Annotated in this window: 10 protein-coding genes; 9 read left to right on the top strand and 1 reads right to left on the bottom strand. The window is 68.5% G+C overall.

Annotation, left to right across the window (positions count from 1 at the left end; all coding sequences use genetic code 11):
• Window positions 1–232: 232 nt before the first annotated feature.
• The 8 genes from dnaK to OG801_RS12110 all read left to right on the top strand — a co-directional run bounded on the left by dnaK (window position 233) and on the right by OG801_RS12110 (window position 9,574).
• Window positions 233–2,092 carry a molecular chaperone DnaK gene (gene dnaK, locus OG801_RS12145; protein ID WP_355017701.1) on the top strand — a complete coding sequence of 620 codons (1,860 nt, stop codon included), beginning with the start codon at window positions 233–235 and terminating at the stop codon, window positions 2,090–2,092.
• Window positions 2,089–2,781, top strand: a complete 693-nt coding sequence (gene grpE, locus OG801_RS12140; RefSeq protein ID WP_355017702.1) for a nucleotide exchange factor GrpE — start codon at window positions 2,089–2,091, stop codon at window positions 2,779–2,781. Before dnaK ends, grpE begins: the two co-directional genes overlap by 4 nt.
• An 81-nt stretch (window positions 2,782–2,862) precedes the next feature.
• A complete protein-coding gene (locus tag OG801_RS12135) occupies window positions 2,863–4,053 on the top strand; it encodes a DnaJ C-terminal domain-containing protein (RefSeq protein WP_406035888.1) in 1,191 nt (396 codons plus the stop codon).
• A gap of 2 nt (window positions 4,054–4,055) precedes the next feature.
• The gene (locus OG801_RS12130; RefSeq protein WP_355017704.1) at window positions 4,056–4,493 is read left to right on the top strand and encodes a heat shock protein transcriptional repressor HspR; all 438 of its coding nucleotides are present in this window, start codon (window positions 4,056–4,058) and stop codon (window positions 4,491–4,493) included.
• Between the two features lie 475 nt (window positions 4,494–4,968).
• Window positions 4,969–6,282: a hypothetical protein gene (locus tag OG801_RS12125; protein WP_406035887.1), complete on the top strand. Its 1,314-nt coding sequence runs from the start codon at window positions 4,969–4,971 to the stop codon at window positions 6,280–6,282.
• Window positions 6,279–7,280, top strand: coding sequence for an Abi-alpha family protein (locus OG801_RS12120; protein WP_406035886.1), 1,002 nt, complete (start codon window positions 6,279–6,281; stop codon window positions 7,278–7,280). Before OG801_RS12125 ends, OG801_RS12120 begins: the two co-directional genes overlap by 4 nt.
• 81 nt (window positions 7,281–7,361) lie before the next feature.
• Window positions 7,362–8,684 carry a hypothetical protein gene (locus tag OG801_RS12115; RefSeq protein ID WP_355017707.1) on the top strand — a complete coding sequence of 441 codons (1,323 nt, stop codon included), beginning with the start codon at window positions 7,362–7,364 and terminating at the stop codon, window positions 8,682–8,684.
• Window positions 8,681–9,574 (top strand): Abi-alpha family protein, encoded by an 894-nt coding sequence (locus OG801_RS12110; RefSeq protein WP_406035885.1) that lies wholly within the window; start codon window positions 8,681–8,683, stop codon window positions 9,572–9,574. Before OG801_RS12115 ends, OG801_RS12110 begins: the two co-directional genes overlap by 4 nt.
• Here the strand turns inward: OG801_RS12110 and OG801_RS12105 are convergent.
• Window positions 9,543–10,406, bottom strand: coding sequence for a DUF692 family multinuclear iron-containing protein (locus tag OG801_RS12105; protein ID WP_406035884.1), 864 nt, complete (start codon window positions 10,404–10,406; stop codon window positions 9,543–9,545). The two genes, OG801_RS12110 and OG801_RS12105, sit on opposite strands and share 32 nt — an antisense overlap.
• A gap of 124 nt (window positions 10,407–10,530) precedes the next feature.
• Between OG801_RS12105 and OG801_RS12100 the strand changes: the two genes are divergently transcribed.
• Window positions 10,531–12,804 carry a transglycosylase domain-containing protein gene (locus OG801_RS12100; RefSeq protein ID WP_406035883.1) on the top strand — a complete coding sequence of 758 codons (2,274 nt, stop codon included), beginning with the start codon at window positions 10,531–10,533 and terminating at the stop codon, window positions 12,802–12,804.
• Window positions 12,805–12,818 lie beyond the last annotated feature (14 nt).

The raw sequence follows: 12,818 nt of genomic DNA, 5'->3' as shown, positions 1-12,818 counted from the left end.
CGATCCCCGCCGAGTCGGCTCGTCATGACGAGCCGACTCGGCATGGTTTTGGCCGGCGTTGGAATAGGGGGCGTAGGGTCTTCGTTGTGGACAGTGAACGAAGTTGAGTTGATTCGACTCAACTTGTTTGCAACACTCGGCGGCAGCAGCCGCCAGGGCGGCGCAGACCACAGTCTTCCGGGGCTCCCCGGATTCCACATACACACAGCTTCAACAAGCGGAGGTAGCAAAGATGGCACGTGCCGTCGGTATCGACCTCGGGACCACCAACTCGGTCGTCTCGGTTCTGGAGGGTGGCGAGGCCACCGTCATCGCGAATGCCGAAGGCGCCCGTACGACGCCTTCTGTGGTCGCGTTCAGCAAGTCCGGTGAGGTGCTGGTCGGCGAGGTCGCCAAGCGCCAGGCCGTCACCAACGTGGACCGCACGATCCGTTCGGTCAAGCGTCACATGGGCACCGACTGGAAGGTGTCCATCGACGACAAGGACTTCACGCCGCAGCAGATCAGCGCGTTCGTCCTGCAGAAGCTCAAGCGCGACGCCGAGGCCTACCTCGGTGAGACGGTGACCGACGCGGTCATCACCGTCCCGGCCTACTTCTCCGACGCGCAGCGCCAGGCCACCAAGGAGGCCGGTGAGATCGCGGGCCTCAACGTCTCCCGCATCGTGAACGAGCCCACCGCCGCGGCGCTGGCCTACGGCCTCGACAAGGGCGACGACCAGACCATCCTCGTCTTCGACCTCGGTGGCGGCACGTTCGACGTGTCCCTGCTCGAGATCGGTGAGGGTGTCGTCGAGGTCAAGGCGACCTCCGGTGACAACCACCTCGGTGGTGACGACTGGGACAACGCGATCGTCAAGTGGATGGTCGAGAAGTTCAAGGCCGCCAACGGCGTCGACCTGGCCGCCGACAAGATCGCCGCTCAGCGCCTCCAGGAGGCCGCCGAGAAGGCGAAGATCGAGCTCTCCTCGAGCCAGAACACCTCGATCCACCTGCCCTACATCACCCACGGTGAGTCCGGCCCCCTCCACTTCGAGGAGACCATGACCCGGGCGGAGTTCCAGAAGATCACCGCCGACCTGCTCGACCGCACCAAGAAGCCGTTCGAGTCCGTCCTCAAGGACGCCGGCGTCGCCCTCAAGGACATCGACCACGTCGTCCTGGTCGGCGGCTCGACCCGGATGCCGGCCGTGACCGACCTGGTCAAGAGCCTGCTCGGTGGCAAGGAGCCCAACAAGGGCGTCAACCCCGATGAGGTCGTCGCCGTCGGTGCCGCGCTGCAGGCCGGCGTGCTGAAGGGCGAGGTCAAGGACGTACTGCTCCTCGACGTCACCCCGCTGAGCCTCGGCATCGAGACCAAGGGCGGTGTCTTCACCACCCTGATCGAGCGCAACACCACCATCCCGACCAAGCGCTCCGAGATCTTCACCACGGCTGACGACAACCAGCCGAGCGTCGAGATCAAGGTCGCCCAGGGCGAGCGCCCGATGTGGTCGGAGAACCAGCCGCTGGGCAACTTCGAGCTCACCGGCCTCCCGCCGGCGCCGCGTGGCGTGCCGAAGATCGAGGTCGCCTTCGACATCGACGCCAACGGCATCGTGCACGTCTCCGCCAAGGACCAGGCCTCTGGCCGCGAGCAGTCCATGACGATCTCCGGCGGCTCCGCGCTGTCGAAGGACGACATCGACCGCATGGTCAAGGAGGCGGAGCAGTACGCCGAGGAGGACGCCAAGCGTCGCGAGTCCATCGAGATCCGCAACCAGGGTGACAGCCTCGTCTACACCACCGAGAAGTTCATCACCGACTCCGGCGACAAGGTCCCGGACGACGTGAAGACCGAGGTGCAGGCCGACCTGGACGCCCTGAAGAAGGTCCTCGAGGACACCGAGGCCGACAAGGACGCCATCCAGACCGCGATCACCAAGCTCGGTGAGTCCTCGCAGAAGATGGGTGCGGCCATGTACGCCGCGGCCGAGGCCGAGCAGTCCGCTGCCGGTGGTGCCACCGGTGCGACCGGTGAGGCCGACGACGACGTCGTCGACGCCGAGATCGTCGACGAGCCCGTCGAGGGTGAAGAGGGCGACAAGAAGTGACGAAGCGCCGCCCCGGCGGGGCGGAGGAGGCCGTCGAGGAGACGACCTCCGAGGCCCCGCCGCCCGAGACCGACGAGGAGTCGACCGAGGGCTCCGAGGTGGACGCTCCTGAGGGCGACGCCTTGGACTCGGACGACGCCGCCGACGCTGCATCCGACGAGGATGGCTCCGCCGAAGAGGCGGAGGACAAGGCGGACGAGGCAGACGATGAGGAGGACGTGATCGAGGACGACAGCGAGGTGGACTTCATGGGCGATGCCGCCGACGAGGTCGACAAGCGGGTCGCCGAGCTGACCACGGACCTGCAGCGTCTCCAGGCCGAGTACGTCAACTACAAGAGGCGGGTCGACCGTGACCGCGAGCTGGTCTCGCAGAACGCGACCTACAAGGTGCTCGCTCCGATCGTCGAGGTGCTCGACACCATCGACCGTGCCCGCGAGCACGACGAGGTCGACGGCGGCTTCAAGGCCGTCGCCGACCAGCTCGAGAAGATCGTGACCAACCTGGGTCTGAAGAAGTTCGGCGAGCCGGGCGACGTCTTCGATCCCAACCGTCACGAGGCGCTCAGCCACATGGGCACCGACCCGGAGGTCGAGGAGACCTCGGTCAAGCTGGTCGCCAAGGCCGGTTACATGATCGGCGACCGGGTGGTCAGGGCCGCGCAGGTCCTGGTCGTCGACCCGGAGTGACCCGGAGTGACAACCATGGGTGGCCGGGGCTGTCGAGAGATCGACAGCCTCGGTCACCGAGAAGAAGGGAGGAGGGGCTAGGTGGCTGAGAACGACGGGATCCGGCCGGACTGGATCAACAAGGACTACTACGCCGAGCTGGGTGTCAAGAAGGACGCCTCGGGCGACGACATCAAGAAGGCCTATCGCAAGCTCGCGCGGGCCAACCACCCCGACTCCAACCCGGGCGACGACGCCAAGCACGAGAAGTTCAAGAAGGTCGCCGAGGCCTACGACGTCATCGGCGACACCGAGAAGCGCAAGAAGTACGACGAGGTACGCACCCTCGGCGCCTCGGGCGGGTTCCCTGGTGGCTTCGGCGGCACGGGTGGCGGTCGCGGCTACAACTTCGACGACCTCTTCGGCGCCGGTGGTGCCCAGGGCGGTGGCCTCGGCGACATGTTCGGCGACCTCTTCGGTGGTGCCGGTGGTGCCGGTGGAGGCTTCGGTGGACGGCGTACGACCCCGAGGGCTCGGCCGATCAAGGGCGCCGACGTCGAGACGAGCGCCACGATCGGGTTCACTGACGCGCTCGACGGCGTGACCATCTCGCTGCGGCTGACCTCGGACGCCGCCTGTCCCGACTGCAACGGCACCGGTGGCAAGCCCGGCACCAAGCCGCGGGTCTGCCCCGAGTGCGAGGGCGCAGGCTACGTCGTCAACTCCGTCGGCGGCGCGTTCTCGATGAACGAGACCTGCCCGCGCTGCGGTGGCCGCCAGCTGATCTACGACGAGGCCTGCCCGACCTGCCACGGCTCCGGCCGCGGCACCTCCGCGCGCACCATCCAGGCGCGCATCCCGGCCGGTGTCAAGGACCGTCAGCGGATCCGGCTCAAGGGCAAGGGTGCCGCCGGTGAGAACGGCGGCCCGGCCGGTGACCTCTACGTCACCGTGCGCGTCATGCCCCACCGCGTCTTCGGTCGCAAGGACGACAACCTCACCATCGACGTACCGGTCGGGTTCGACGAGCTCGCCCTCGGCGCCGAGGCCAAGCTGCCGACGCTGTCCGGCTCGCCGGTGACGCTGCGGATCCCCGCCGGGACCCCCAACGGGCGTACGTTCCGGGTCCGCGGCAAGGGGTTCCGTCGCTCGGACGGCACCGTGGGTGACCTGCTCGCGACCGTCGAGGTGCAGATCCCGGCCGTGCTCGACGCCGAGGCAAAGGCCGCCGTCGAGGCTTATCGGTCCGCGATGGCCGGCAAGCCCCTGCGTACGTCTCTTCTCGAGGAGTGATGATGAGTGACGGATTCGGCAGCCCGGCGCCGGATGCGGCGGTCTACGTGATCAGCGTCGCCGCGGAGCTGACTGGGCTGCACCCGCAGACGCTGCGTACCTATGAGCGGATGGGCCTGATCACCCCCGGTCGCACCGGGGGCGGCGGGCGGCGCTACTCCTTCCACGACATCGAGCTGCTGCGCTCGATCGCGGACCTGACCGCGGCCGGCATCGGCATCGAGGGGGTGCGTCGCATCCTCGCTCTCGAGCAGCACGTCGACGCCCTGCGCCGACGCAACGAGGAACTGCTGCACGAGCTGGCCGCGACCCGCGAGGCGCTTGCCCAGGCGAGGGCGGCGGCGCCCGAACCGAAGGGACCCACCAACAGGCTTCCTGCGGTTCGCCAGGCCCCGCCAGGACAGGCGATCGTGGTCTGGCGGCGCCAGCAGCAGGGCTAAACGGCCCTACTGATCGCTTGACAGATTTGTTGGGGAGTTGTGGATTTCGGGTAAAACCGATGTTGGTGCGATGCCCGCATACTGATGAGTAAGCCGCGGGTGTCGGACCAACCCCCATATGGTCGGGGCACACGCGGCGGACCCGGTGGAGCCGACCCGAGACGGACCCACCGGGTCCTTCCAATTTTCAAGGTTGGTGGTCGTTGGAATACCCGGTTAACCGGGTATTCCTGCACTTCTCTGGCAATGCAACACCTGAGAAGTGCAGGAATTGCCTGTTTCCTGTGACAGATGTGGCGCCCGGTGCGAGCGTCGCCCTGGACCGAACCCAGGTGATCGGGCAGGATCTGAAGTGACGCCTGCGCGCAGCGCGGGCGAGATATCTCCCAGCTCGGTGACTCTCGGCGCGCCTCTGTGTTGATCGGTGCAGTCTCCGGATAGCGGGAGACTCACTGACCGAAATACAAGGGGTCCCGTGTCTAGCGTCGTCGACGTGCTCTCCGGGTGGGACATCGATTGGTTCGAGTTCTGGTCGGTCCCGATCTTCACCGCCGTGATCGGCTGGCTCATCAACTGGTCGGGGCTGTGGATGCTCTTCTCCCCGATCCATTTCCACGGGATCACCGTGCCGGGACTCAAGCAGATCGCCGGCTCGCTGCCGCGCAAGGTCCAGGAGATCCCGGGCATCCTGCGCGGCGGGCTCGGCTGGCAGGGGATCGTGCCGGCACGGGCCGCGAAGATGGGCTCGATCGCCGTCGACCGGGCGCTGTCGCAGATGGCGACCGCCCGCGACTTCTACGAGCAGCTCGAGCCGGACAAGATCGCCGCCCACATCGTCGACGTCTTCCGTCCCGAGATCCCGCTGCTCGTCGACGAGATCATGTGGCGTGAGCATCCCCGGTTCTGGCGCGATCTGCCGCGCCCGCTGCGTACGGTCGTGATCCAGCGGGTCCAGGACCGGCTCCCCGAAGTCGTCGGTGAGGTGACCGTCGAGATCGGCAACCACATCGACCAGATCTTCGACCCGAAGATCATGGTGATCGAGAACTTCGAGAAGGATCCCTCGATCATCGTGCGGATCTTCAAGGACTTCGGGGCCCGTGAGCTGCGGATGATGGTCGTCTTCGGGGCGATCTTCGGCTTCCTGCTCGGCATCCCGGTCGCCGTCGTCGACCAGGCCTTCCACATCTGGTGGCTGCTGCCGATCCTCGGTGTACTGGTCGGCTGGACGACCAACCTGCTCGGCATGCTGCTCATCTTCGAGCCCGCCGAGCCCAGGCGGATCGGGCCGTTCAAGATCCAGGCGCTCTTCGCCCGGCGGCAGTGGCAGGCCTCCGACGTCTACGGCAAGCACATCGCCAAGGACGTGATCACGCTCGAGCACATCGGGGAGCACCTCCTCAACGGGCCGTCCGGCGACCGCACCCGGCAGATGCTCGCCGCGGCCCTCGAGCCGGCGGTCAACGCCGCGGTCGGACCGGCGTACGGCGCGGTCCGGGTCGCGGTCGGGACCAGGAGGTTCGACGCGATCCGGTCCTCGGTCGCCGAGCAGGCCGTCGACTACACGCTCACCCCGCTGCGCGACGCCGCCTTCAGCCAGCAGCAGTCGTGCAACATCCGCCGGCTGATCGCCGACCGGTGCCGTGCGCTGCCTCCGAAGACCTTCGTTGAGATGATGAGAGCCGCGATCAAGGAGGACGAGTGGCTGCTCTACGCCCATGGGGCGATCATGGGGCTGGCGGGCGGGTTTCTGCACGTCGCAGTCTTCGAATGGTGGAACGTGCTGTGAGCGCCCTCCACATCAACACCGAGCCGGAGGCCCGTCGACCACGCTCGATCGAGCCGCCCGAAGAGCTCGTCGAGGGCCGGGAGGGGATGCACCGCATGCCCACGCCGGCCCCGAGCGGCGGTCTCGTCGACGATGCGATGGAGGCCCTCCCGGGCCTGCTCCGGATCTCCGCGGTCACGGTCGCCCACACCGCGGGCTGGGGGCTGAGGACGTACGCCCGAGGGGTGGGGCGGGTCGCGAAGGCGGTCGTCGATCCCGACGAGGCGGTCCGGCTCACCGAGGACGTGGCGACCAACGCCCGCCAGGTGACCGCCCTCGCGAAACGGGTCGCCACGGGCAACCCGGTCACGGGTCTGCTGGAGCGGTTCGCGCTGCCGGCCGCCGAGAGCGCGCGGGCGGCGATGGAGGGTCGCGCCGCGCGGGTCAACGGAGTCGCCCCGGGCACGGAACCCGACCGACTGCGGCGGACCGGCGAGGAGCTGCTGCGCCGCTCGCGTGACGTATGGGACGAGAACGAGCGCCATCCGGCCTTCGTGTCGATCCTCAACGAGCTGGCCCCCGACGAGGCCCGCATCCTGGTGCTGATGCTCAAGGACGGCCCACAGCCGGCCGTCGACGTGGTCGAGGGCGGCCTGATCGGACACCTTCGCGGGGCTCGGATGATCGCCCGGGGACTGACCATGATCGGAGCGCAGGCCAGCGTGCGCTACCCGTCGCTGGTGCCGCAGTATCTCAACAACCTGACCCGGCTCGGTCTGGTCTGGCAGTCCGAGGACCCGGTCAGCGAGCTGATCCGCTACCAGGTGGTCGAGGCGCAACCCGACGTACTCGCGGCTCTCCACGCCAAGGGCAGCGCCCGGATCAAGCGACGCTCGATACACCTGACCCCGTTCGGGCAGGACTTCGCCCGGGCCTGCTTCGCCGACGTCGAGGATCTCGACCGGCTGCCGAGCCATGAGATCCCGCCCGGCGCCGCGACGGAGGCCTCAACCGAATAGCAGACGCTTCAGGGTGTTTGCGTTCGCCTGTGGGTAGGGTACGCATACTGACGGTCTGTAACTCTGGCGGAAGGAGCTCGGATGTCGCCGGAGTGGCAGGACTCGCTGGTCAGCTGGTTCGAGGACTGGGCTGCCCACGTCCACTGGCTCTCGCTGATCACCATCCCGATCTTCACCGGGGTGATCGGCTGGCTGATCAACTGGTCGGGCCTCTACATGCTCTTCTCCCCGCTCTCCTTCAAGGGGTTCCAGGTGCCCGGGCTGCGCGAGCTGACCAGGGTGCTGCCGCACAAGCTGCAAGAGGTCCCGGGCTTCGCCCAGGGCGGGATCGGCTGGCAGGGCATCATCCCCGCACGGGCCGCGAAGATGGGCTCGATCGCCGTCGACAAGGCGATCGCCAAGCTCGGCACGCCCAGCGACTTCTACCAGCAGCTCGGCCCCTCGGAGATCGCCACGCACATCGTGGAGACCTTCCGCCCGGAGGTGCCCGAGCTGGTCGAACAGATCATGATGCGCGAGCACCCCCGGCTCTGGCGCGACCTGCCGCGGCCGGTCAAGGACGCGATCGCCGTCCGGGTGCAGGCGCAGCTCCCCTCGATCGTGCACAAGGTCACCGACGACATCGGCGTACACATCGACCAGCTGCTCGACCCGAAGCTGATGGTCATCGACCACTTCCGCAAGAACCCCGCCCTGGTGGTCAGGATCTTCCGTGACTTCGGGCAGCGCGAGCTCAACCTGATGGTCGCCTTCGGGTTCATCTTCGGCTTCCTGCTCGGTATCCCGGTGGCGCTGATCGACCAGACCTTCCACGTCTGGTGGCTGCTTCCCGTGCTCGGCGTGGTCGTCGGCTGGGTGACCAACCTGCTCGGCATGTGGCTGATCTTCGAGCCCGCCGAGCCGCGACGCATCCTGGGGATCAAGGTGCAGGGCCTCTTCCCGCGCCGCCAGGAGCAGGCCGCGGAGGTCTACGCCGACATCATCGCCACCGACGTGATCACGCTCGAGCGGATCGGCGACTTCCTGCTCGACGGCCCCCGCGGCGACGCCACCCGCAAGCTGCTGATCAACGCGCTGATGCCCGCGGTGGACCGGGCGGCCGGGCCCTACCGGGGTGCGGTGCGGATAGCGCTCGGCTCGGAGCGGTTCGACCGGATCAGCACCTCGGTGGCCAACGAGGCGGCGGATCGTACGCTGGTGCCGTTCCGCGATCCCGGCTTCAGCCGTCACCAGGCGGACAAGATCCGTGACCTGGTCGCGCGGCGCACCAAGGAGCTCCCGCCGGGCGACTTCGTGGACATGATGAGGTCAGCGATCAAGGAGGACGAATGGATGCTCTACGCCCACGGCGCGATCATGGGACTCGCGGGCGGCTTCCTTCACCTTCTAATCTTTCCGACATGAGTCTCCTCGGCAAGGTCATCCCGACCGCCTCCGCCGTGGCCGGCACCGCTCCCGGTCTGGCGAGGGTGGCCGCGGGGGCTGCCTGGCACACGGCCGGGTGGGGGCTGCGCACCTCCGGCCGCGCCGGGATCCGGGTCGCCCGGGCGATGGTCGACCAGGACGTACGCGTGGGGCTGGTGCGGGAGACGGCCGAGGCGGTGGGCATCGTCGCCGGCACCGCGGCCCGGATCATCATGCCCGGCACCAACCAGGTGATGGAGCTCTCCGATGCCGACTACGAGGCCGCCGGTCGCGATGTCGTGCTCGCCCGCACGCGGGAGGCCGAGGCGTCCCAGGACTCCCTGCCGGTCCTGCGCCGACGAGGGGCCGAGCTGCTCGACCGCTCCCGCGACGTCTGGGCCGATGAGCAGGGGCACCCGGCGTATGGCCGGATCCTCGACGAGCTCGCGCCCGACGAGGCGCGGATGCTGCTCTACCTGCTTCAGGCCGGGCCGCAGCCCTCGGTCGACATTCGCACCGGTGGGCCGGCAGGGCTCGTCGGCAGCACCATGATCGCGCCCGGTCTCAACATGATCGCGGGGCGCAGCGGCGTGCGTTATCCCGACCGGGTGCCGGCCTATCTCAACAACCTGTTCCGGCTCGGGCTGGTGTGGTTCTCCAAGGAGCCGCTGCCAGACCCGTTGGAGTACCAGGTCCTCGAGGCCCAGCCGGACGTGCTCGGGGCGCTGCACTCGGTGAAGTTCGCCAAGATCGTGCGCCGCTCGGTGCACCTGACGCCGTTCGGCGAGGCCTTCTGCCGCACCACGCTGGTGGACGAGGTCTCGGCCGAGGCCACCTTCCCGCAGCATCAGGCTCCGGTCACAGGCGGGGCGGATCTGCCAAAGGCGTAGCGATCGCCTCGGCGAGCTTCGTGAACTCGGGGTCGACGGTCTGCAGCGACACATCCGCGTCGCGTTCGAGCATGATCCCGGGTAGCCGTCGCCCGGCGTACGCCTCGACCGCGGTCGCGAGCAGCGACAGCACCGGCGCCGGCATCGGGTGGGCATGGGTGTCGATGTAGAGGCCCTCGCGCTCGGTGCCGCCGGCGACGTGCATGTAGGCGACCGCGTCGAGCGGGAAGCGGGCCAGATCGGCGACGGGGTCGGAGCCACGGGCGACCGCGGAGGCGTAGAGGTTGGCGACATCGAGGACGAGGCGTACGCCGGTGCGCACGACGAGCTCGGTGAGGAAGTCGGGCTCGCTGATGGCGTCCTCGGGCCAGGTGAAGGTGGCGGCAATGTTCTCGACCGCGAGCGGCACCGGCAGCTGGCCCTGCGCGATCCGGACGTTGTCGACCAGCACGTCGAGCGAGTCCTTCGTGCGCGGCGGCGGCAGCAGGTGGCCCGCTTCCAGGACGTCGCCGTGCAGCGGGTCGGCGGAGTCGCTCGCCCGCACGAACGCGACGTGCTCGGAGACGAACGGGCTGTCCAGTACCTCGGCGAGCTCGGCCAGCCGGGTGAGGCGGTCCGCCGCCGGGTGGTCGGCGCCGGCCAGACCGAGGGTGACGCCGTGCGCGATGACCGGGACGCCGAGATCCAGGACGGCCTGCGGGACCCGCGCCGGTGCGGTGTTCTCCGCGACCACCTCGGTGAACCCGAGACGGCCGGAGGCGGCGTACGTCTGGAGGAGCTCGGCGATCGCGGGGCGCCATGCCACGGCGATGCCGGAGACCGATGGGTTCACAGGGTGAAGTGTGGCGGATCGAACGCGGCCGGTGTGGGCCCTTCCGGTATTCTGAACACCTGTTCTCCGATCTTCAAGCAACCCTCGCCGGTCCTGGCTCGAGGCCCGGGTAGGAGCCCCCATCTTGGCGCGCAAAGTCGTTCGTTCCCTCCCCTTTCATCGCGTCGTGATGCGGTTCGCGGCTCTCATCGGCGTCGCCGCGGTGACCGGGCTGGTCGCCTCCGGCATGGCGGTCCCGTTCATCCACCTGACCGGTGTCGCGGCCAAGTCCGGCGCCCAGGCGATCGACGAGCTGCCCCTCGACATCGACATGGGCGAGCTGTCGCAGACGACCCGCATCCTGGATGTGCACGGCAAGGTGATCACGACCCTCTACGACCAGAACCGGTCCTACAAGGCGCTCGACCAGATCTCGCCCAACATGCCGAAGGCGCTGCTCGCGATCGAGGACAGCCGCTTCTACGAGCACGGCGCGATGGACCTCAAGGGCACGCTTCGGGCGCTGCTGCGCAACTCGGCCTCCGAGTCGGGCTCGGTGCAGGGCGGCTCGTCGATCACCCAGCAGCTGGTCAAGACGACTCTCGTCTACGGGGCCGACACCGACGAGGAGCGGGCCGCCGCGACCGAGAAGTCCACGGCCCGCAAGATCCGCGAGCTCCGCTACGCGATCTGGCTCGAGGAGAACCACGACAAGGACTGGATCCTCGAGCGCTACCTCAACGCGGCCTACTTCGGTGACTCCGCCTACGGGGTCCAGGCTGCCGCGAAGCACTACTTCGGCGTCGACGCCGCCGACCTGACCTGGGGCCAGGCCTCGATGCTGGCCGGTATGGTGAAGAACCCGACCGGCTACGACCCGACCGACTACCCAGACGCCACGGTGGCGCGCCGCAACCTGGTGCTCGAGCGGCTGGCCCAGGTCGGCGACCTGCCGCGGGCCGACGCGGAGAAGCTCAAGGAGAGCGAGCTGGGGCTCAACGTCCAGGACAGCCGAAACGGCTGCTTCGGATCCTCGGCTGAGTTCTTCTGCGACTACGCGCTGCAGTGGCTGCTCGCCGACAAGTCGCTGGGCGAGACCGAGGCCGAGCGCTGGCGGCTGCTCCAGACCGGCGGCCTGACCATCAGGACGACCCTCGACGCGAGCTTCCAGAAGGCGGCGCAGCGGTCGGTGAGCGGCCGCGTCTCGCCCACCGACAACGCCGTCGGCGCCCTGGCGATGGTCGAGCCCGGCACCGGCAACGTCAAGGCGCTCGCGCAGTCGCGGCCGATGGGCGAGAACCGGAAGAAGGGCGAGTCCTACCTGAACTACCTGGTGCCCAAGGAGTACGGCGACGCCAACGGCTTCCAGGCAGGCTCGACCTTCAAGGTCTTCGTCGGCGCCGCGGCGATCGAGAAGGGCTTCCCGCTCAGGCAGGAGATCCCGTCGCCGGCCAAGAGGACGTTCAACCAGGGGTCCTTCGCCAACTGCCCCGGCGAGGGCAACTTCAGCTCCAACCCCTACCCGGTCGGCAACTCGACCACCTCGGGCAACAAGAACCTCTACACCGGCACCCGCGAGTCGGTGAACACCTTCTACGTCCGGCTCGAGCAGTTCACCGGCGTCTGCGCCCCCTACGCGCTCGCGAAGAAGATGGGTGTCAGCCTGACCGATCCCGCCCACGAGCGGGTGCCGTCCTTCACCCTCGGCCCGGTCGATGTCAGCCCGCTGGAGATGGCCGAGGCGTACGCGACGTTCGGTGCTCGCGGCAAGCACTGCGACTCGCGGCCGGTGACCGAGATCGTCGGCCCCGACGGGAAGACGATGAAGGAGTACGCCTCCTCGTGCGAGCAGGTGATGCGTTCTGGCACCGCCGATGCCATGAACGACATCCTCCGCGGCGTGCTGCAGCCGGGAGGGTTCGGGCAGCGGCTCGCGCTGGGCGTGCCGTCCGCAGGCAAGACCGGGACCACCAACAGCAACCGCGCGGTGTGGTTCAACGGCTACACGCCCAAGCTGGCGACCGCTTCGATGATCGCCGGCGCCAACTACGAGGGCAAGTGGGTCTCCCTCAACGGGCAGCGCCTGCGCGGCGGGTACGTCGCCTCGGCGTCGGGCTCGACCGTCGCCGGCCCGATGTGGGCCGACGCGATGCGGGCGATCGACGGCAAGCTGGGCTCCGCGAACTTCGTACGTCCCGGCGCCAGCGTCGTCAACGGCAAGGGCGTCAAGATCCCGAAGGTCGAGGGCCTGTCGGTCGCCAAGGCCACCGCCCGGCTCAAGGCGGCCGGGTTCAAGCCGGTCGTCGGCAAGCGGGTCAAGTCACGCTGGAAGGCGGGCACGGTCGTCGGGACGGTTCCCGGAAGCCGGGCGATCAAGGGCGCGACGGTCGAGATGCTCGTGTCGAAGTGGCGCGGGTGACGGTGGGATGTTCA

The sequence above is a fragment of the Nocardioides sp. NBC_00163 genome (genome assembly GCF_045206295.1).
Lineage (GTDB): Bacteria > Actinomycetota > Actinomycetes > Propionibacteriales > Nocardioidaceae > Nocardioides.
The sequence above is the reverse complement of the archived record's forward strand: the minus strand, read 5'-3'. Positions and strand labels throughout refer to the sequence as shown.

Bases quoted from the DNA above. Each gene is read 5' to 3' on its own strand.
- dnaK (WP_355017701.1), top strand. From the start codon at position 233: ATGGCACGTGCCGTCGGTATCGACCTCGGGACCACCAACTCGGTCGTC.
- OG801_RS12130 (WP_355017704.1), top strand. From the start codon at position 4,056: ATGAGTGACGGATTCGGCAGCCCGGCGCCGGATGCGGCGGTCTACGTG.
- OG801_RS12115 (WP_355017707.1), top strand. From the start codon at position 7,362: ATGTCGCCGGAGTGGCAGGACTCGCTGGTCAGCTGGTTCGAGGACTGG.
- OG801_RS12110 (WP_406035885.1), top strand. From the start codon at position 8,681: ATGAGTCTCCTCGGCAAGGTCATCCCGACCGCCTCCGCCGTGGCCGGC.